This is a genomic window from Achromobacter sp. JD-1 (genome assembly GCF_038594925.1).
GTDB lineage: Bacteria > Pseudomonadota > Gammaproteobacteria > Burkholderiales > Burkholderiaceae_B > Achromobacter > Achromobacter spanius_C.
The window spans coordinates 327,363-346,217 of the sequence record NZ_JBCGCS010000003.1 but is presented as its reverse complement, the minus strand read 5'-3'; the positions used below and the strand labels follow the sequence as shown (position 1 = coordinate 346,217).

The following is an 18,855-nucleotide window of genomic DNA, read 5'->3' as shown; positions in this document are numbered from 1 at the left end:
GCTGCTCACTCGTCGTCACGGCTGGCGCGCGGGTCATGGGTATGACCTTCGCGCAGCTCGAACCACATTGCATTCAGGATGGCGAAGGCACACGCCAAACCCAGACCGAGTATCCACGAGAAATACCACATGGATTGGACTCCTTTTAGTATGAGTTGGGCGTGTCGCCCACGGATTCATGGGTGACCTTGCCGCGCATCACGCGATACACCCAGGCGGTGTACAGCGTGACGATCGGCAGGAAGACGGCCACGGCGATCACCATGATCCACAGCGTCAGATGGCTGGACGATCCGTCCCAGATGGTCAGGCCGGCCTGCGGCTTGGTCGACGACGGCATGACGAACGGGAACAGCGCAAAGCCCACCGTCAGAATCACCCCCGTGATCGACAGCGCCGACGACAGAAAGGCCAGCATATTCGCGCGCACGGTCAAGAGCAGCACCACCAACAGCGCGCCGCCCACGCCCAGCGCGGGCGCGATCCACATCAAGGGCCAGGTGGTGTAGTTGGCCATCCAGGCGCCGGTCTGCACCGCCACGGTCTTGAGCATGGGGTCGGACGGCCCACCCGCGTTGACCGCGCTGGTAATGGTGTGCCCGCCAATGCCGCCGGCAACCCAGAAACCGCCGGCAACGAACAGCGCGGCAGTCAGCAAACCCGCCAGCCGGCCCCAGTTGCGCGCGCGGGACGACACGGGGTCGTCCGTGCGCCAGGCCAGCAGCACCGCGCCGTGCATGGCCAGCATCACCACGCTGAGCACGCCGGCCAGCAAAGCGAACGGTGCGAAGAGCTGATAGAAATGCCCTTCATAGATGGGCCGCAGCGTCACCGGGTCGAACGTGAACGGCACGCCCAGGATGATGTTGCCCATGGCGACGCCAAACACCAGCGAAGCCACCACGCCCGAAAAACACAACACGGCGTCCCAGCGGTTGCGCCAGCGCGTGCCTTCCATCTTGCTGCGGTACTTGAAGCCCACGGGACGCAGGATCAGCGCAATCAGCACCAGCATCATCGCCAGGTAGAAGCCGGAGAATGACGCGGCGTACAGCAAGGGCCAGGCGGCGAAGATGGCGCCGCCCGCCGTGATCAGCCAGACCTGGTTGCCTTCCCATACCGGGCCGACAACGTTGATGACGATGCGGCGTTCGGCGTCGGTCTTGGCCACGACGGGCAGCAAGGCGGCCACCCCCAGGTCAAAGCCGTCCATCACGGCGAAACCGATGAGCAAGGCGCCCAGCAGCACCCACCAGATCACCCGCAAGGTGCCATAGTCGAAAGGAATAAGGGTATCCATCTGCTTCTCTCCCCTTAGGCGCGCACGGCGGCGCGCACAGGATCGGCGGCGGCGTTGCCCGCCACCGGCCCATCGGATTTCGGACCCGCCTTGATGGCGTGCAACATGACCTTCACGCCGATGATCAGCAGAATGGTGTAGAGCACCAGGAAGATGGCCAGGCTGATTGCCAGGTCGGTGATGGTCAGGCCGGATGCCGCGTAATACGTCGGCAGCACCCCTTCGATCACCCAGGGTTGGCGGCCGTACTCGGCCACGAACCAGCCGCTTTCAATGGCGACCCAGGGCAGCGGCAGGCTCCACAGCGCCACCTTCAACAGGCCCGGACGGCTGTCCAGACGCCCGCGCGAGGCCAGCCAGAAGGCCACGCCGAAGAACAGGATCAGGTACATGCCCACCGCCACCATGATGCGGAACGCCCAGAATAGCGGCGCCACATTTGGCACGGTGTCGATCGCGGCCTGCTTGATGTCGGCCTCGGTGACCTTGCTCATGTCGTCCTGGTAGCGCTTGACCAGCAGCGCATAGCCCAGGTCAGGCCAGGTCTTGTCGAAGACCATGCGCGCGTCCACATCCTTGGGATTGGCGCGGATCTTCTGCAAGGCGTCATATGCCACCATGCCGTCACGGATACGGTTTTCGGCGCGCAGGATCAGGTCGTTGATACCCAAGAGCGGCGTGGTGAGCGACCGGGTGCCGATGATGCCCATGACGTACGGGATCTCGATGGCGAAGTCGTTCTTGCGCTCGGCCTGGTTGGGAATGGCGAACAGGTTGAAGGACGCGGGCGCGGGCTCGGTCTCCCACATGGACTCCATGGCCGCGATCTTCATCTTCTGATGCTCGGTGGTGAGGTAACCGCTTTCGTCACCCAGCACCACCACCGACAAGGCGCCGGCCAGACCGAAGCTGGCAGCCACCGCCATCGAGCGCTTGGCCAGGTCGGTATGGCGGCCCTTCAGCAGATACCAGGCGCTGATCGACATCACGAACATGGCGCCCGCGACGTAGCCGGCGCTGACCGTGTGCACGAACTTCGCCTGCGCCACCGGGTTAAAGATCACCGAAGCGAAGTCGGTCATCTCCATGCGCATGGTGTCGGGATTGAAGATGGCGCCCACCGGGTTCTGCATCCAGCCGTTGGCGATCAGGATCCACAAAGCCGAGAAGTTGGTGCCGAACGCCACCAGCCAGGTCACCACCAGGTGACTGACCTTCGACATGCGATTCCAGCCGAAGAAGAACAGGCCGACGAAGGTGGCTTCCAGGAAGAAGGCCATCAGCCCTTCCAGCGCAAGCGGCGCGCCGAAAATATCGCCAACGTAGTGACTGTAGTAGGACCAGTTCATGCCGAACTGGAATTCCATCACCACGCCGGTGGCCACACCCAGCGCGAAGTTGATGCCGAACAGCGTGCCCCAGAACATGGTCATCCGTTTCCAGATGGGGCGGCCGGTCATGACGTACACGCTTTCCATGATGGCCAGCATGAACGACAGGCCAAGCGTGAGAGGGACGAACAAGAAATGGTAAAGCGCGGTCGCGGCAAACTGGAATCGCGACAGGTTGACGACGTCGAGATCAATCATTGGGGCGCTCCCAAGCAGTCGAGACACCGCGGCAACCGGCATGGTTCCCAGGCCGACTCTGGCGCCATCTTAAGGGCGATGGATACAACTTCATAGCGGTTTCCTGAAAAATTCGGGGCGCATGGCAACTCAGTCCTTGCCCCGCAGTTTGCCGGCGAAGCCCAGCACCTTTTGCACTTGCGAACCCAGTCGCATGAGCTTTTGCAAGGTCTCCGGGGGCAGGCGTTGAACCTCATCGAACCATCCGGAAGACAGTTCAATAAGCTCCAGCATTTCGGTCATGCGTTGTTGCGCGTAAGCGTCATTGGGCCCTGAAGGCGATTCCAGCAGGGTGTCGCGCAGCAAGGTCAGGGTGGGATCGATTTCGCGTCGGCGCTTTTCTTCCATCAGGATGCGGAAGATTTCCCAGACGTCTTTGGGCGTCTCGAAGTAGTCGCGGCGGTCGCCCACTTGATGGACCAGTTTGACCAGGCGCCAAGACTGCAACTCTTTCAGCCCCAGGCTGACGTTAGAGCGCGAAAATCCCAGCGTCTCGGCGATTTCGTCCGCATTCAGCGGTTCTGGATGCAAAAACAACAGGGCGTAGATCTGGCCCACCGTGCGGTTCACGCCCCAACGGCTGCCCATTTCGCCGAAGTGCAGGATGAAACGCTCGTTTTGCGGGGTAAGGAACATGAAGTGATCGACGCCAGAGAAACTATATGGCGGCGTCACTGACAAATAACGTTACACCGCTTCCAGAAATTTCTGAAATTATCGAACAAACTGTTCATCAGCGCAAATAGTGTCGCAAACAGCAAACAGCCACCGGACCCGAAGGCACGGTGGCTGTAAACAGGGACAAAAGCCCCTGCGGGATTCAATTGGGCAGGTCAGCCCGCCTTGACGGCGACGGCGGCGGAAACGCGCTTGGCCTTGGCGCGGGCGGCGGCCACGTCTTCGGCCACGGCCAGGCCCACGCCCATGCGGCGCTTGACGAAGGATTCCGGCTTGCCGAACAGGCGGATGTCGGTGCCAGGTTCGGCCAGCGCTTCGGCCACGTTATGAAACGACACGGCGGCGGCGTCCACGCCGCCATAGATGACGCTGCTGGCGCCCGGCTGGCGCAGGCTGGTGTCGACCGGCAGGCCAAGCAAGGCCCGCGCGTGCAGTTCGAATTCGTTCTGGGCCTGGGTGATCATGGTGACCATGCCGGTGTCGTGCGGACGCGGGCTGACTTCCGAGAACCACACCTGGTCGCCTGCCACGAACAGTTCCACGCCAAAGATGCCCAGGCCGCCCAGGTCGGACGTGACGGCCAGGGCGATTTCCCGGGCGCGCGCCAACGCGGCGGGCGACATGGGGTGAGGCTGCCAGCTTTCCACGTAGTCGCCATCAACCTGCTTGTGGCCGATGGGTTCGCAATAACGGGTTTCAACCGTGCCGTCCGCACCCCGGGCGCGCACCGTCAGCAGCGTGATTTCGTAGTCGAAACGGATGAAGCCTTCAACGATGGCGCGGCCGCCGCCTACCCGCCCGCCTTCCTGGGCGTAGCGCCACGATTGCGCCACGTCATCGGCGCTTTTGATCACGGACTGGCCCTTGCCGGACGACGACATCACCGGCTTGATGACGCAGGGATAGCCGATGCCGCCGTCAATGGCGGCGCGCAATTCTTCTTCCGTGTCCACAAAATGATAGGGGGACGTGGGCAGTCCCAGCGTCTCGGCCGCCAGGCGCCGGATGCCCTCGCGGTTCATGGTCAATTGGGCGGCCCGGGCGGTCGGCGTCACGCGGGCCACGCCCGCCGCTTCCAGTTCCACCAGCAAACTGGTGGCAATGGCTTCGATTTCAGGGACAATAACGTGCGGTCGTTCCTGCTCGATGATCTTCTTCAGGGCGTCCGCGTCGGTCATGGAGACCACATGCGCGCGGTGCGCCACCTGATGGCCCGGCGCGTCGGCATAACGATCCACCGCAATGACTTCCACGCCCAGTCTCTGCAGGGCAATGATGACCTCTTTGCCCAATTCGCCGGAGCCGAGCAACATGACTCGGGTGGCCAGGGGAGACAGGGGCGTGCCAAGAACGGGGCTGGAGATGCTGGACATGGAGTGGGCCGGGATAGAAGAATTTGAAAGCCATTGAAAAGAGCCGCCAGGATGCCATACGCCCCTGCCCGGGGCAAACCCGCCCACTGATATTAAAATCCCTGAATGACTGATCATCCCATCACATCGTCCGATGCCGCGCTGGCATCTGCACGCAGAACGTTGCAAGTCGAAAGTCAGGGTCTGCTGGACTTGGCCGCACGCCTGGACGACTCATTCACCCAGGCCGTCGCCTTGCTGTTGGCCTGCCAGGGCCGCGTCGTGGTCACGGGCATTGGCAAGACCGGGCACATTGCACGCAAGATTGCCGCCACGTTCGCCTCGACCGGCACGCCCGCTTTCTTTGTGCACGCCGCGGAAGCCGTGCACGGCGATCTGGGCATGATCACGCAAGATGATGTGGTGATTGCTGTGTCGTACTCGGGTGCGGGCCAGGAACTGCTGACCATCCTGCCCGTGGCTCGGCGCATGGGCGCCAAACTGGTGGCAATTACGGGCAACCCGCAATCCGAACTCGCCCTGCTGGCCGATGTGCACCTGGACGCCAGCGTGGCGCAGGAAGCCTGCCCGCTGAACCTGGCGCCCACGGCCAGCACCACGGCCGCATTGGCCCTGGGCGATGCACTGGCGGTCGCCTGCCTGGAAGCCCGCGGATTCGGCCCCCAGGATTTCGCGCGATCCCATCCCGGCGGCGCGCTGGGCCGCCGCTTGCTGACCCACGTGCGCGACGTCATGCGCCAGGGCAATGCCCTGCCTATCGTGCTGGCCGGCACCCCCGTATCGCAGGCGCTGGAAGTCATGTCCGACAAGGGCATGGGCATGACGGTCGTGACCGACGCGCAGCGCCGGCCGCTGGGCATCTTCACTGATGGCGACCTGCGCCGCCTGATCGCCCGGCACGGCGATATCCGAAGCTTGACCGTGGAGGCCGGCATGACCCGGTCGCCGCGCAGCATTTCCCCCGATGCGCTGGCCGCCGAGGCCGCTCAGCACATGGACGAGCTGCGGCTCAGCCAGATGCTGGTGCTGGACGCCGACGGCGCGCTGCTGGGCGCCTTGCATATGCATGATCTGATGGCCGCTAAAGTGGTATGACTATGACTCTTCCTGCTTCCGTGACTCACCCGGCCGAAGCGCTGGTCCTGGCCCGCATTCCCGCCACCGTGCGCGATCGCGCCGCCGCCGTGCGCCTGATGGTGTTCGACGTGGACGGCGTGCTGACCGACGGCAGCCTCTACTACGGCGAAGGTGGCGAATTGCAAAAGCGCTTCCACGCCCTGGACGGCCACGGCTTGCGCCTCTTGATGGAAGGCGGCTTGACGGTGGCGCTGATGACGGGCCGGTCCGGCCCCATCGTGGCGCGGCGGGCTGCCGAACTGGGCATCTCGGAAGTGGTGCAGGGCGTACGCGATAAAGGTTCGGCGCTGGCCGAACTTGCGCAGCGCGCCGGTGTCCAACTGAATCAAACCGGCTATATGGGCGATGACATCATCGACCTGCCGGCCATGCAGCGCGCCGGCTTTTCGGCCAGCGTGCCTAACGCACCCGGCTATGTCAGCCAGGCGGCGCATTGGATTTCCACGCAGCCCGGCGGCAGCGGCGCGGTGCGCGAATGCTGCGACCTGCTCTTGGCTTCCCAAGGGCGCCTGGGCGCGTTCCTGGCCGCGCCGGGCCTGTTAGGCCCCGGCGCCATCCAATGACGGCCCCGAACCCCGACACGCCCTGGCGGCGACACTGATGAAAGAACGTTTTCCTTCCCTGATCGCGTTGTTCCTGCTGCTGGTGCTGGTCACCAGTTCATGGTGGGCCGCCGATTACGCGCAGCGGGCCATCCAGGTGGACCCGCCCCGCCGCGTCACCCACGAGATGGATGCGTGGTCACGCGATTTCGTCATGCTGCGCACCGACCCCACCGGCCGCCCGATCAACCGGCTGGAGGGCGAATACGCGGAACACTTCCCCGACGACGATTCGTATCACATCACCGCGCCGCGCGCGGTGGGCCAGCGTGAAGACAATCCTGTCACGGTAGGCGTATCGAAAACGGCCGTCATGGAACAAGGCGGCAAGCGCATCGTCATGAATGGCGACGCCCACGTGCACCGCCAGCCCGACGCCAACAATGACGTGCTGGACGTGCGCAGCCAGCAGTTGATCATCCTGCCCGACGAAGACGTCGTCTACACCGACCTGCCCGCTGAAGTCCTCAAGGGCCGTTCGCGGATGAATGGCAAGGGCATGCACTACAACAACAAAACGCGCCAATTGCAGGTATCCGCGTCGACGGATGTTGAAATTGCCGGTTCCGAAGGCAGGCAACAGCGCCGCACCGAGATTCCCGCCAACAACACTGACCAAAAGAAACCATGACCGACTTTCGGACTCTCCTTGCCCCGACGACCCGCCTGCTGGGCGCCGTCCTGCTGTCGGCCTCGGTGCTTGCACCCGCCTACGCGGCGGAACCCGAGGCCAAGCCGGCCGAAGAGCCCAGCACACTGATCCTGTCGGACACGCTGCATTACGACGACGTGAAGAAGCAAAGCGTGTTCACCGGCAACGTCAACATGACGCGCGGCCTGATGACGCTGACCTCCGACACGCTGGAAATGCACGAAGATGCCCAAGGCGGCCAATACGGCACGGCCACCGCCAACAAGGGCAAGGTCGTGACCATCCGCCAGGAGCGCCCCGAAACCTTTGAGCTTATCGAAGGCAAGGGCTTGCGCGCCGAATACGATGGCACGAAAAGCACGTTTGACCTGATCGGACAGGCGGTCGTGGTCCGTTACGTCTGTGGCAAACCGTTCGACACGATTCGCGGCGAACGGATACGCTACAACGAAAAAACGGGCACCTACGAAGCCCAGGGCGGCCCCAACTCCGCCGCGGCGGGCGGCCGCGTGCGTTCGGTTGCCGAACCGCGCGCCAAGTCCGATGCCGCCGTGGCCGAATGCCGCAAGCAGCAAGCCGCCAAGAAAGGACGCTAAAAGCGTCCCCCACGCAACACCACTCGCAGCCACGATGAACCAACCTTCTGTGCCGACCCCCGTCACCTCCGCCCCCTCCGGGGTCAAGCAGGGCAGCCTGCGCGCAACCGGTTTGCGCAAGACCTATAACGGCCGGACCGTGGTGCAGGACGTGTCCCTGTCCGTGGTCAGTGGCGAAGTCGTGGGACTGCTTGGCCCCAACGGCGCCGGCAAGACCACCAGCTTCTACATGATTGTGGGCCTGGTGCCCGCGGACGCGGGGCGCATCGAAATCGACGGCGCCGTCATCACCGCAATGCCGATCCACAAGCGCGCGCGCATGGGCCTGTCGTATCTGCCCCAGGACGCTTCCGTGTTCCGCCGCCTGACGGTCGAACAGAACATCCGCGCCGTGCTTGAGCTGCAAGTGGGGGCCGATGGCCGTCCGCTTTCCACGCCCAAGATCAATGAGCAGATGGAGGCCCTGCTGGAAGAGCTGCAGATCGGCCATATCCGCAGCAATGCCGCGATTTCGCTGTCGGGTGGCGAACGCCGCCGCGTGGAAATCGCGCGCGCCCTGGCCACCAGCCCGCGCTTCATCCTGCTGGACGAACCCTTCGCCGGCGTGGACCCCATCGCCGTCATTGAAATCCAGCGCATCGTGCGCTTCTTGAAGGGCCGTGGCATCGGCGTGCTGATCACCGACCACAACGTGCGCGAAACGCTGGGCATCTGCGACCGCGCCTACATCATCAGCGAAGGCAAGGTGCTGACCGACGGCCACCCCGACGAAATCGTGGGCGATCCGGCCGTGCGCCGCGTGTATCTGGGCGAGCACTTCCGCATGTAAACCGGCACCTGGGGAAGACCCCTAGTTCCCTCTGGGGACAAGGGCAAATACGCCCTAGGGGCTCCGCCATAAAAATGCCATGTTCTTGCGGTAGGTCAGCTTGTTTTATCGGCCCGAGTCTATACACTAGTACTAAACGTAGCCACCCAATCAAGGAGAACGCCTAACGACCTCACCGCGCATTTCGCGCAACCATTTTTTCTCTTTTAGAAGGAGAGCACACTATGAACCTGAGCATCTGCGGTCGTCACCTCGACGTCACCCCGGCAATCCGGGAATATGTCATGAACAAACTGGCGCGAGTGCTGCGGCATTTCGATCACGTCATCGATACCCAGGTCATGCTCTCGGTAGAGCCCCTGCGGCATAGAGCCGAAATCACCATGCGTCTAAGCGGTAAGGACATTCATTGTGAAGCAACCGATGAAAATCTCTATGCAGCCATAGACCTTCTTGCTGACAAAGTCGACCGTCAGGTCATCAAGCACAAGGACAAGGTACGAAGTCACTCAGCGGAGTCCGTGAAGCGGCAAGCGGCGAACCTTTCGCCACCCCAGCAGTAACGCGCTTCATGATCACTCGCTCTGAGCGATACGCTAAACAGCGATTGTAAAAATCCTGCCTAAGTCCCGGTGTCCCGCTAGACGCAAGTCCAGCCGGGGCATCGGCAAAGCTCCCCGCAGTTCCCCTCCGCAGTTCTCCCCCTCCGCATTTCCCCTCCGCCCTAGCCCCATAGATTTGTCCCCGAAATTCCGGCATTCATTGGCCCCAGGTCCGTGCGTCGCGCCTTTTTGCGTGTTTGCGACCAAAACCCGTGCCCCCCGGGTTGGCCCGGATGCCGGAAAGCCCACAATGCGCCGTGATCAGACTATGCTGTCGCTCTTGCCGCAACGCCTGACGCCCATCCCATGGGCGCGGCGCCGGGCCAATTTATTGCACTGCGTCATATAACCATATAATGATCCGATGAATCATTTGTCGCGCATCCTACCCGCCGGCAACGTCGTGCTCGATATGCTCGCAACGAGCAAGAAACGGGCGTTCGAACAAGCTGGCCTTCTTTTTGAAAACAACCATGGCTTGGCACGCGCGCTCGTGTTCGACAGCCTGTTTGCCCGGGAACGTCTTGGCTCCACTGCCCTTGGGCAGGGCGTGGCCGTTCCGCATGGCCGCGTGAAAGGATTGGAACAGGCGCTGGCGGCATTCATCCGCCTGGCCCAGCCAATTTCGTTCGACGCGCCCGACGGGCAGCCAGTGTCGATGCTGCTGTGCCTGCTGGTGCCGGAAACAGCCACTCAGCAGCATCTGGATATCCTGGCCGAACTTGCGCAGTTGATGTCGAACAAGGCATTGCGCGAGGCGCTGGCCACTGAGCCTGATGCCGCCATCGTCCACAAAATGCTCACGACCGGCAAACTCTGACCCTCGCGGACACGCAGCCATGCTAACGGTGCAGGAACTCGTCGACGACAACGCCGACAAAATCCCTTTTAACTGGATATCCGGCCAAGGCGCCGCCGACCGCGCCATTCCCGATGACGGCATGGCGGCCGCCGACCTGGTCGGTCACTTGAACCTGATCCACCCGTCGCGCATCCAGGTATTCGGGCAGGAAGAGCTGGCGTACTACACCCGCTTCGACTTGCGCCGCCGCATGCACCACATGGACGAGCTGCTGATCGGCGGCGTGCCCGCCATTCTGCTGGCCGATGGCCTGACGCCCCCGCAAGATCTCGTGGACCAATGCGACCAGCACCAGGTGCCGCTGCTGTCCACGCCGGTAGCCGCCGCGCAGCTGATTGACCTGCTGCGCATCTACCTGGGCAAGAAGCTGGCGCCCACCACCACCGTGCATGGCGTGTTCCTGGACGTGCTGGGCCTGGGCGTGCTGATTACCGGCGAATCGGGGCTGGGCAAAAGCGAGCTGGCGCTGGAACTGATTTCACGCGGGCATGGCCTGGTGGCCGACGACGCCGTGGAGTTCTCACGCACGGCGCCCAACATGATCGAAGGCCACTGCCCCCAACTGCTGCAGAACCTGCTGGAAGTTCGCGGGCTGGGCCTGCTTGATATCCGCACCATCTTCGGCGAGACCTCGGTACGCCGGAAGATGCGCCTGAAGCTGATCGTGCACCTGGTGCGCGCCACCGCGCAAGACAAGTTCGAACGCCTGCCGCTGCAAGACATCACACAAGACATGCTGGGCCTGCCCGTGCGCAAGGTGATGCTGCAAGTGGCAGCCGGCCGCAATCTGGCCGTGCTGGTGGAAGCCGCCGTGCGCAACACCATACTGAAGCTGCGCGGCATCGATACGCTGGGCGAGTTCATGGAACGCCAGGCCATGGCTATTCTCCAAAGCAGCAAGTGAACGCACGTCGCCTTGCGGCATCGTGAGCCTGTACGAAACCCTGGCCGACGAGATCGCCAAATCGATCCGCGACGGCGTTCTGCGTGTTGGCGACAAACTGCCTTCCGTGCGCCACGCCTGCACGACGCGAGGCGTCAGCCCCTCGACGGTATTCCAGGCCTATTACCTGCTTGAAGCGCGCGGCCTGATCCGCGCCCAACCACGCTCGGGCTACTACGTCCACGCCCCGGTCGAATCACTGCCGCCGGAACCCGGCGCGTCCAGCCCTGGCGGCGAATCCACCGAGCTCGCCATCAGCGAGCGCATCTTCGATATCCTGGACTCCGTGCGCAACCGCGACGTGACGCCGCTGGGATCCGCCTTTCCTTCTCCACTGCTGTTCCCGCTGCCGCGCCTGGCCCACGCCATGGCCGCGCACCTGAAACGCCAGGATCCGCTGGACACGGTTGAAGACCTGAGCCCGGGCAGCCCGGGGCTGCGCCGCCAGATCGCCCTGCGTTACCTGATCGGCGGCATGAACGTGCCCGCCAGCGACATTGTCGTCACCAACGGCGCGCTGGAAGCCTTGAACCTTTGCCTGCAGGCGGTCACCGAGCCCGGCGACGTCGTGCTGGTTGAAGCACCCACGTTCTACGGCGCCTTGCAGGCGCTGGAGCGCCTGGGTCTCAAGGCATTGGAAGTGCCCACCCATCCGCGCACCGGCGTGGACCTGGACGCCATGGCGTCTGCCATCAAGCGGCACTCACCGAAGGCTTGCTGGCTGATGACGCAATTCCAGAACCCGCTGGGCAGCCTGATGCCGGAAGACAAGAAGCGGCAACTTGTGGAGTTATTGCGCCGCCACGACATCCCGCTGATAGAAGACGACGTGTACGGCGAACTGTATTACGGCGCTGTGCGGCCCGTGCCGGCCAAGGCCTACGACAAAGATGGGCTGGTGCTGCATTGCTCATCTTTTTCCAAATGCCTGGCGCCTGGCTACCGTATCGGCTGGGCGTCAGCTGGCCGATACGCGCGGCGCGTGCAGCGCTTGAAATTGTCATCCACGCTATCGGCTTCGGGCCCGGCGCAAGGCGCCATCGCCGCATACCTGGAACAAGGCGGCTACGACCGCCACCTGCGCCGGCTGCGTCAAACCCTGCACGCGCAACAAGCCCGCATGGCTGATGCGATTGCCCATGCATTTCCCGCGGGCACGCGCGTGACTCGCCCGCAAGGCGGCTTCTTTTTGTGGGTGGAACTACCCGCGGAGGTGGACGCGCTGGCGTTGCATCGCGACGCCCTGGCGCGCGGCGTCAGCGTGGCGCCGGGGCCGATTTTTTCGGCCAGCAGCCAATTCGCAAGCGCCGTGCGCCTGAACTACGGCCATCCCTGGGATTCCTCGCATGAAGACGCGATCCGCGTGCTGGGTGACCTGGCGCATCAGCATCAGGCCCGCGCGCGGTCGACCGCGCCGCGCTAGCCATGTTTAGTTCAGCGTGGACGACGCCCGCGCCCGCTTGACCTCAAGCGCGGTGACGCCGCCCGCTTCGTTGCCCCAGCTATTGCGGATGTAGGACACCAGCATGGCAATGTCGCTGTCGTTCAGCATCTGGCCAAACGGCGGCATGCCATGCGGTCGGGGGTTGGCGGCCGTAGCGGGTGCGTAGCCGCCATCCAGCACCATGCGTATGGCGTTGACCGGTGACGGCGCCGTCACCGTCGGATTGCCCGCCAACGCCGGCCACGCCGTGCCACTGCCCTGGCCTTGCGGCTGATGGCACTGCGCGCAATGCTGGCCATAGATCTTGCTGCCCAGTTCCATGGCCGCAGGCGCGGCCGCCGCCGTGGACCGTGGCGTGGAGGGAGGTGTCGCCGGCAAGGACTTGATGTACACGCCAATCGCCAGCGCGTCGTCGTCCGTCAGGTGCTGCGTACTGCCCAGCACCACTTCAGCCATCGGGCCGCTGGCGGTGGAATGCGCCGAGATGCCGGTCTTGAGCAAAGCGGCGATGTCTGCCGCCGTCCAGCGGCCCATGCCGGTCTGCATATCGTTGGTGAGCGGCGGCGCATACCAATCCAGCACGGGAATGATGCCGCCGATGAACGCATCGGACGACCGCGTGGCCCCCAGGCTGTTGCGGGGCGTATGGCAGGCGGCGCAGTGCCCCACGCCTTCAACCAGATAGCGGCCTCGGTTCCATTGCACCGATTGCCCCGCGTCGGACTCTTGGACGCCCGGCTTGAAATACAGCGCGCGCCAGGCGGCCAGCAAGGCGCGCTGGTCGTAGGGGAACGCCATGTCGGGCGCGCGGTTGGGCTGGTTGACCGGCGGCACGCTGCGCAGGTAGGCGTACAGGGCGTCGGCATCGGCCCGCGTGATACGGGTGTACTCGGTGTAGGGGAAGGCCGGATACAGCAGCGTGCCGTCCTTGGACTTGCCGTTGTGCAGCGCTTGCCAGAAGTCGTCAGCGGTCCAGGCGCCAATGCCCGTTTTTTCATCAGGCGTGATGTTCGGACCGTACACCGTGCCAAATGGCGTCGGGATGGGCGTGCCGCCCGCCAGCACTTTGCCGCCTCGGCTGGTGTGGCAGGCCATGCAGTTGCCGGCCTGCGCCAGATAGCGGCCACGCTCAACCAGCGTGCCGGTGTCCGCTGTGGCGGCAGGCCCCGTACTGGTGTCGTCACGCGTACCCAGCCAATACAGGACAGCCACCGTGGCGATCAGCGCCAACAGCACAAAAGACAGGATTTTCTGCAGCAGTTTCATGGTGGCCCCGATCAGCGTTGCGCCTGGCTGCCGCATTCCGCGGGCAAGCGCAGCGATCCCGCGCTTTCAGGCGCATAGGGCTCGGTAATAGGCTGGGACGAGAGCCATGCCGCCAGGGCGCCGATATCGGCAGGCGTGAGCTTGTCGGCGATATCGGCCATGCAGTCGGGCGCGGCGGCACGGCGCAGCCCTGTCTTCCAACTGCCGATCTGTGAACCGATGTAGTCGCGCGGCAAGCCCAGCAGGCCAGGAATGGCGGGCATCAAGCCGCTGAGCGCGGCGCCGTGACAGGACGCACAGGCGGGAAGGCCGCGCGCCGCATCGCCCTGCAAGGCCAGCGCGCGGCCAGCTTCCAGCGTGGCGCGCGAGACGTCCGCGCGCGCGGGCGACGGATAAGGCACGTGCTGTTGGGAGAAATACGCGGCCATCTCACGCAGGTAATCGTCGGGCAGGCCGGCCAGCAGATGCGACATGGGCCGGTACTGGCGGCGACCGTCACGGAAATTCAGCAACTGGTGGTACAGGTATTCCTGTGGCTTGCCGGCCAGGCGGGGGTAGTACCCGTCAGCGCCAGCCCGGCCCTGCGCACCATGGCAGGCAGTACAGGCCGCGACGCGAGCCGCCATGGTGTCGGGCCGCAGCGCCGTCGGCTGTGCCTGCGCGACGCTTGTTGCAAAGACAATAACGCCTGCCGCCAATACGGAGAAAATCGCCCCAAACCGCGGCAGTGAAACACTACGAAAGGAAATGAGCGCTAACATCTAGGTCGAATTCCTATCCCCGAAAGCATGACGTCGGGGCTGGTCAGTGAATCGATCAAGTATCCGGTCCGTAAGCTTACGCGACGGGGCAAGAAAGGGTACAGGCGCAGATTCTCAATTTACGGCCATATCAGATGCCATCCCGCCTGCATCGTCCTGGAAAAGCGTGCCACAATCATGTCCATGTTGAAAGTCGTCCTTGTCACCGGTATCTCTGGCTCGGGAAAATCCGTTGCCTTGCGCATGCTTGAGGATGCCAGCTACACCTGCGTCGACAACTTGCCGGTGCGCTTCCTGGCCGAATTCATCGCCAACGCGCGCGACGAAGGCCTGGAGCGCGTGGCCGTGGCCATCGACGTGCGATCGCCCGGCGAACTGGCCGAACTGCCTGATGTGGTTACCGCCTTGCGCGCCATGGGCACCAGCCTGCGCGTGGTCTTCCTGGACGCCAACACCTCAACACTGGTTCAGCGCTACTCCGAATCGCGCCGCCGCCACCCGCTGACCGATCGCCTGCAACGCGGCGGCACGCCGCCGTCGCTGGCCGACTGCATTGCATTGGAACGTGAACTGCTGGCGCCGCTGCGCGAGCAGGAACATGTGATCGACACCTCTGACCTGACGCCAGGCCAATTGCGCGCCTGGATCCGCGACCTGATCCAGGCCGACCGCGCGCCGCTGGTGCTGACCTTCGAATCCTTTGCCTACAAGCGCGGCGTGCCCGGCGACGCCGATCTGGTGTTTGACGTGCGCTGCCTGCCCAACCCCCACTACGACCGCAACCTGCGGCCGCTGACCGGGCGTGATGAGCCGGTTGCCACCTGGCTGGCCGGTTACGAGCAAGTGGGGCAGATGGTGGACGACATCGCCGGCTTCCTGAACCGCTGGTTGCCGCAGTACACGCAAGACACCCGCAACTACCTGACCGTAGCCATCGGGTGCACGGGCGGCCAGCATCGCTCGGTGTATGTGGTGGAGCAATTGGCGCTGCGCTTCGCCCACCACGATCCCTTGCTGGTGCGCCACCGAAACCAACTGCCCACCGAACCCGCATGATCCTGCCTCGCCCGCTACACCTGATCCTGATGCTGCTGCTGGCCATTGCCGTGGCGGGCTGCTCTTCCACCGGTGGCGGCAAAAAGGGCGGCGGGTACTACAAGGATGATGGCCCGGACGCCAACCCGCCGTCGAACCTGGACCAGGTGCCCGACGCGGTGCCCCGCATCGAACCCTACGCCAGCGGCGCCAACCGGCCTTACGTGGTCTTCGGCAAGCGCTACGTGCCGGACACCAGCGGGCAACCGTACAAGCAGCGCGGCATCGCCTCCTGGTATGGCAAGAAGTTCCACGGCAATTCCACGTCCATTGGCGAGTCTTACGACATGTACGCCATGACGGCGGCCCACACCACGTTGCCGCTTCCCAGCTATGCACGCGTCACCAGCCTGGTCAACGGCAAGACCATCATCGTGCGCGTGAACGACCGCGGGCCTTTCCACAGCGACCGCATCATGGATTTGTCTTACGTGGCCGCGTACAAGCTGGGCATCATCGGACCCGGCAGCGGCCAGGTCGTGGTGGAGAGCATTCCGCAGGAAGAGATCCGTCGCCTGGCCTCGCAAGGAACGCCAACGGCGCCCGCGCCGGAACCCGATTCCGCCACTGGCTCGCTGCCCGTCCAGGCGCCGTTGAGCGCCGCGCCAGTAGCGTTGACGGCTGAACCCTTGCCAGGCCCCGCCGCGGGTTCGGCGCCGGTACGCCAGACGCCGGCAACCGGCCTTGGCAATGTCTATCTGCAAGTGGGTGCATTCAGCCAGGCGGGCAACGCGCAATCACTGGTTGCCCGCATCAATCCGCAACTGAACGCGGTGGGCGCGCCGCCTGCCCAGGTTGAGCAATCGAACAACCTGTACCGGGTCAGGATCGGTCCGTACCCCGACCGCCAGAGCGCGTTGAACGCAGTGCCGGTCGTGTCGGACCGCATCGGCATCCTGCCCAGCATCGCCACGCAGTAAACGCGGGCGCTTTCGGGCTTACCGACGCTGCTTTACCAGGGCAGCTCGGCTTGCCCGTCGCAGACGCGGCGCGCGCGCGGGTTGCGGCTGACATAGCGGTTGCCCTCGTGGGCCAACAGCGCCTGCTTGCGCGGGAGCCCGCCGCCAAACCCCGTCAGCGAGGTATCGGCGCCAATCACGCGGTGGCACGGAATGATGATGATGATGGGGTTGCGGCCGACCGCGCCGCCGACCGCCTGCGCGCCCTTGGGCCGCCCCACGTTGCGGGCCAGATCGCCATAGCTGGCAAGCTTGCCAAAATCCAGTGCGCACAGTGACTGCCAGACCTTGTGCTGGAACGCGGTGCCGACGGGATCCAGGGCCACGTCGAAAGCGCGGCGCTTGCCCGCGAACCATTCGTCCAGTTCGCGACGCGCCTGCTCCAGGATGGGATCGGCGTCCGTGTGCGTCCAGCCTTCAGGCGACGGCAGCGATTCTTGGTCGGTGAACCAGGCGCCACGCAAGCCTTTCGGGCTGGCGACCAGGCGCAACTCACCTAACGGGGTGGGCATATCGCGGTATGTCAGGGATTCCAGCGGATCGGCGGGCTTTTTTGACACGATTGTGGGGTACGCCATGGCTTACTCCGCCGATTTCTTGCGCGACAGCGCCCGGTTGTACAACACGTCACGCGGCTGGCCCGTGACCTTGGCGGCGACGCGCGCGGCGTCGCGCACCGACAGCGACTCCAACAGTGCGTCCAACAACACATCGGTACGCGGGTCGGCGTCCGCGTCGATTTCCTGCGCGACGGCGGCATGCGCGATCAGCACGAATTCACCCTGCTCGCGGTGCGAGTCGGCAGCCAGCCAGGCCGCCGCTTCGCCCAGCGTGAGCGTCGCGATTTCTTCAAAGCGCTTGGTGAGCTCGCGCGCCACGGTCAGTTGCCGGTCGGGGCCGCAGACTTCCAGCAGATCCGCAATGGTGGCGGCCAGCCGGTGGGGGGATTCGAACATCACCACAGGGGCGGGCAAGGCGCACCACGAACGCAGCCAGCGCTGGCGGGCCACGGCCTTGGATGGCGGGAAGCCGGCAAAGGCATAGGCGGGATTTTCGTCGGTGGTCACGCCGCTGCCCATCAGCGCCGCAATGACAGCGCTAGGCCCCGGCACGGGCACCACCGCGAAGCCGGCGTCGCGCACAGCGCGCACCACGCGCGCGCCGGGGTCGCTGACGGCGGGCGCACCCGCATCCGACACCAGCGCCACGCGCTGGCCTTGGGCCAGGCGTTCACAGATGGCCTGGGCGGCGGTGGCTTCATTGTGGCGATGCGCGGCCATGAGCGGCGTGCTGACGCCCCAGGCATCCAGCAAGGTGCGGCTGGCGCGCGTGTCTTCGGCGGCGATCACGTCGGCGCGTTGCAGGGCATGCCAGGCCCGCAGCCCCAGGTCGCCCAGGTTGCCGATTGGCGTGGCCACGACGTACAGCGTGGACGCGGGCCAATGCTGCCCCGCCACGCGGTCGGCCACGCGGCTCCAGGCATCGCCGGCGGGCGAGGGTGAGACATTTTGATTCATTGCAGCCTACTGACACGAAAAACCATGTCAGTGTAGCCGCCAATCCCTGCCATCTTCGGAGCCTGCATGACGGACGACACCTTGCGCCTGGCCTGCGAACTGGCGCTGCTTGCCCGCCGCCGCGCGGACAAGCGGCGACGACGCATCCGGCGGCCGGCCGCGCCTGGCGACACGCCGGTGCGCCGCTCACCCATGCAGCGCCGGGGTGATCACCACGAAGACGCCGCGCTGCGCTTGCTGGTGGCTCACGGGCTGGTGCTGCTGGCGCGCAACCTGCAAACGCGCGCGGGCGAGATCGATCTGGTCATGCGCGATGGCAACACGCTGGTCTTCGTTGAAGTCCGTGCCCGCGCGCACAGCCACTATGGCGGCGCGGCGGCAAGCATCGGCCGCGACAAACAGGCGCGGCTGGCACGCGCCGCCGCGCACTGGTTGCCGGAACTGGCTCGGCGGCATTGGCAGGGGGTGGCGCCCCCGGCCCGCTTTGATGCCGTGGTCTTCGACGCTGGCGAGCCGCAATGGCTGCGTGCCGCCTTTGTGCTGCCGTAGCCGGCGGCGCTTGCAGGGTCCGGACACGTCCGTAACCCGCTGCCGCACAGTCGTTACGCATG

Annotated in this window: 21 protein-coding genes; 12 read left to right on the top strand and 9 right to left on the bottom strand. The window is 64.6% G+C overall.

Annotation, left to right across the window (positions count from 1 at the left end):
* Window positions 1-5: 5 nt before the first annotated feature.
* The 5 genes from cydX to purT form a co-directional block, all read right to left on the bottom strand.
* Window positions 6-131 (bottom strand): cytochrome bd-I oxidase subunit CydX, encoded by a 126-nt coding sequence (gene cydX / locus WBR68_RS07305; protein ID WP_043546919.1) that lies wholly within the window; start codon window positions 129-131, stop codon window positions 6-8.
* A gap of 14 nt (window positions 132-145) precedes the next feature.
* Window positions 146-1,300, bottom strand: coding sequence for a cytochrome d ubiquinol oxidase subunit II (cydB, locus tag WBR68_RS07300; RefSeq protein ID WP_050446234.1), 1,155 nt, complete (start codon window positions 1,298-1,300; stop codon window positions 146-148).
* Between the two features lie 14 nt (window positions 1,301-1,314).
* A complete protein-coding gene (locus WBR68_RS07295; protein WP_230693766.1) occupies window positions 1,315-2,889 on the bottom strand; it encodes a cytochrome ubiquinol oxidase subunit I in 1,575 nt (524 codons plus the stop codon).
* Window positions 2,890-3,018: 129 nt separating this feature from the next.
* Window positions 3,019-3,564 carry a GbsR/MarR family transcriptional regulator gene (locus WBR68_RS07290; protein ID WP_050446232.1) on the bottom strand — a complete coding sequence of 182 codons (546 nt, stop codon included), beginning with the start codon at window positions 3,562-3,564 and terminating at the stop codon, window positions 3,019-3,021.
* Between the two features lie 197 nt (window positions 3,565-3,761).
* Window positions 3,762-4,979: a formate-dependent phosphoribosylglycinamide formyltransferase gene (gene purT, locus WBR68_RS07285; protein ID WP_050446231.1), complete on the bottom strand. Its 1,218-nt coding sequence runs from the start codon at window positions 4,977-4,979 to the stop codon at window positions 3,762-3,764.
* Window positions 4,980-5,084: 105 nt separating this feature from the next.
* Here purT and WBR68_RS07280 point away from each other — a divergent pair, with 105 nt between their 5' ends.
* From WBR68_RS07280 to WBR68_RS07240, 9 genes are all read left to right on the top strand, one after another.
* Window positions 5,085-6,074 carry a KpsF/GutQ family sugar-phosphate isomerase gene (locus WBR68_RS07280; RefSeq protein ID WP_050446230.1) on the top strand — a complete coding sequence of 330 codons (990 nt, stop codon included), beginning with the start codon at window positions 5,085-5,087 and terminating at the stop codon, window positions 6,072-6,074.
* Window positions 6,071-6,679, top strand: a complete 609-nt coding sequence (locus WBR68_RS07275; protein ID WP_083447313.1) for a KdsC family phosphatase — start codon at window positions 6,071-6,073, stop codon at window positions 6,677-6,679. The genes WBR68_RS07280 and WBR68_RS07275 overlap by 4 nt, the downstream gene beginning before the upstream one ends.
* A 37-nt stretch (window positions 6,680-6,716) precedes the next feature.
* On the top strand, window positions 6,717-7,349 hold the full coding sequence (lptC, locus tag WBR68_RS07270) for an LPS export ABC transporter periplasmic protein LptC (protein WP_050446228.1): 633 nt from the start codon (window positions 6,717-6,719) through the stop codon (window positions 7,347-7,349).
* A complete protein-coding gene (lptA, locus tag WBR68_RS07265) occupies window positions 7,346-7,966 on the top strand; it encodes a lipopolysaccharide transport periplasmic protein LptA (RefSeq protein WP_127186059.1) in 621 nt (206 codons plus the stop codon). Before lptC ends, lptA begins: the two co-directional genes overlap by 4 nt.
* Window positions 7,967-8,000: 34 nt before the next feature.
* A complete protein-coding gene (gene lptB, locus WBR68_RS07260; RefSeq protein WP_050446226.1) occupies window positions 8,001-8,795 on the top strand; it encodes an LPS export ABC transporter ATP-binding protein in 795 nt (264 codons plus the stop codon).
* 224 nt (window positions 8,796-9,019) lie between these two features.
* Entirely contained in the window at window positions 9,020-9,358 is a 339-nt protein-coding gene (hpf, locus tag WBR68_RS07255) for a ribosome hibernation-promoting factor, HPF/YfiA family (RefSeq protein ID WP_050446225.1), read from the top strand.
* A gap of 403 nt (window positions 9,359-9,761) precedes the next feature.
* Entirely contained in the window at window positions 9,762-10,217 is a 456-nt protein-coding gene (locus tag WBR68_RS07250; protein ID WP_050446224.1) for a PTS sugar transporter subunit IIA, read from the top strand.
* A gap of 19 nt (window positions 10,218-10,236) precedes the next feature.
* Window positions 10,237-11,163: an HPr(Ser) kinase/phosphatase gene (gene hprK / locus WBR68_RS07245; protein WP_006216298.1), complete on the top strand. Its 927-nt coding sequence runs from the start codon at window positions 10,237-10,239 to the stop codon at window positions 11,161-11,163.
* 22 nt (window positions 11,164-11,185) lie between these two features.
* Entirely contained in the window at window positions 11,186-12,625 is a 1,440-nt protein-coding gene (locus WBR68_RS07240; protein ID WP_050446223.1) for an aminotransferase-like domain-containing protein, read from the top strand.
* A gap of 6 nt (window positions 12,626-12,631) precedes the next feature.
* On the opposite strand, the gene WBR68_RS07235 is transcribed toward WBR68_RS07240, so the two are convergent.
* Both WBR68_RS07235 and WBR68_RS07230 read right to left on the bottom strand, forming a co-directional pair.
* Entirely contained in the window at window positions 12,632-13,912 is a 1,281-nt protein-coding gene (locus WBR68_RS07235; RefSeq protein WP_230693765.1) for a cytochrome c, read from the bottom strand.
* Window positions 13,913-13,923: 11 nt separating this feature from the next.
* Window positions 13,924-14,673, bottom strand: coding sequence for a c-type cytochrome (locus WBR68_RS07230; RefSeq protein WP_230693764.1), 750 nt, complete (start codon window positions 14,671-14,673; stop codon window positions 13,924-13,926).
* A gap of 183 nt (window positions 14,674-14,856) precedes the next feature.
* Between WBR68_RS07230 and rapZ the strand changes: the two genes are divergently transcribed.
* The gene (rapZ, locus tag WBR68_RS07225) at window positions 14,857-15,729 is read left to right on the top strand and encodes an RNase adapter RapZ (protein ID WP_050446258.1); all 873 of its coding nucleotides are present in this window, start codon (window positions 14,857-14,859) and stop codon (window positions 15,727-15,729) included.
* Window positions 15,726-16,688 (top strand): septal ring lytic transglycosylase RlpA family protein, encoded by a 963-nt coding sequence (locus WBR68_RS07220; RefSeq protein ID WP_230693763.1) that lies wholly within the window; start codon window positions 15,726-15,728, stop codon window positions 16,686-16,688. Before rapZ ends, WBR68_RS07220 begins: the two co-directional genes overlap by 4 nt.
* Window positions 16,689-16,720: 32 nt before the next feature.
* On the opposite strand, the gene WBR68_RS07215 is transcribed toward WBR68_RS07220, so the two are convergent.
* Entirely contained in the window at window positions 16,721-17,305 is a 585-nt protein-coding gene (locus WBR68_RS07215; protein WP_127186063.1) for a methylated-DNA--[protein]-cysteine S-methyltransferase, read from the bottom strand.
* A 3-nt stretch (window positions 17,306-17,308) separates the two neighbouring features.
* Complete coding sequence (gene rsmI / locus WBR68_RS07210) at window positions 17,309-18,244, bottom strand: 16S rRNA (cytidine(1402)-2'-O)-methyltransferase (protein WP_127186064.1); 936 nt, start codon at window positions 18,242-18,244, stop codon at window positions 17,309-17,311.
* Between the two features lie 66 nt (window positions 18,245-18,310).
* Between rsmI and WBR68_RS07205 the strand changes: the two genes are divergently transcribed.
* Window positions 18,311-18,793: a YraN family protein gene (locus WBR68_RS07205; RefSeq protein WP_050446218.1), complete on the top strand. Its 483-nt coding sequence runs from the start codon at window positions 18,311-18,313 to the stop codon at window positions 18,791-18,793.
* Window positions 18,794-18,855: the final 62 nt, after the last annotated feature.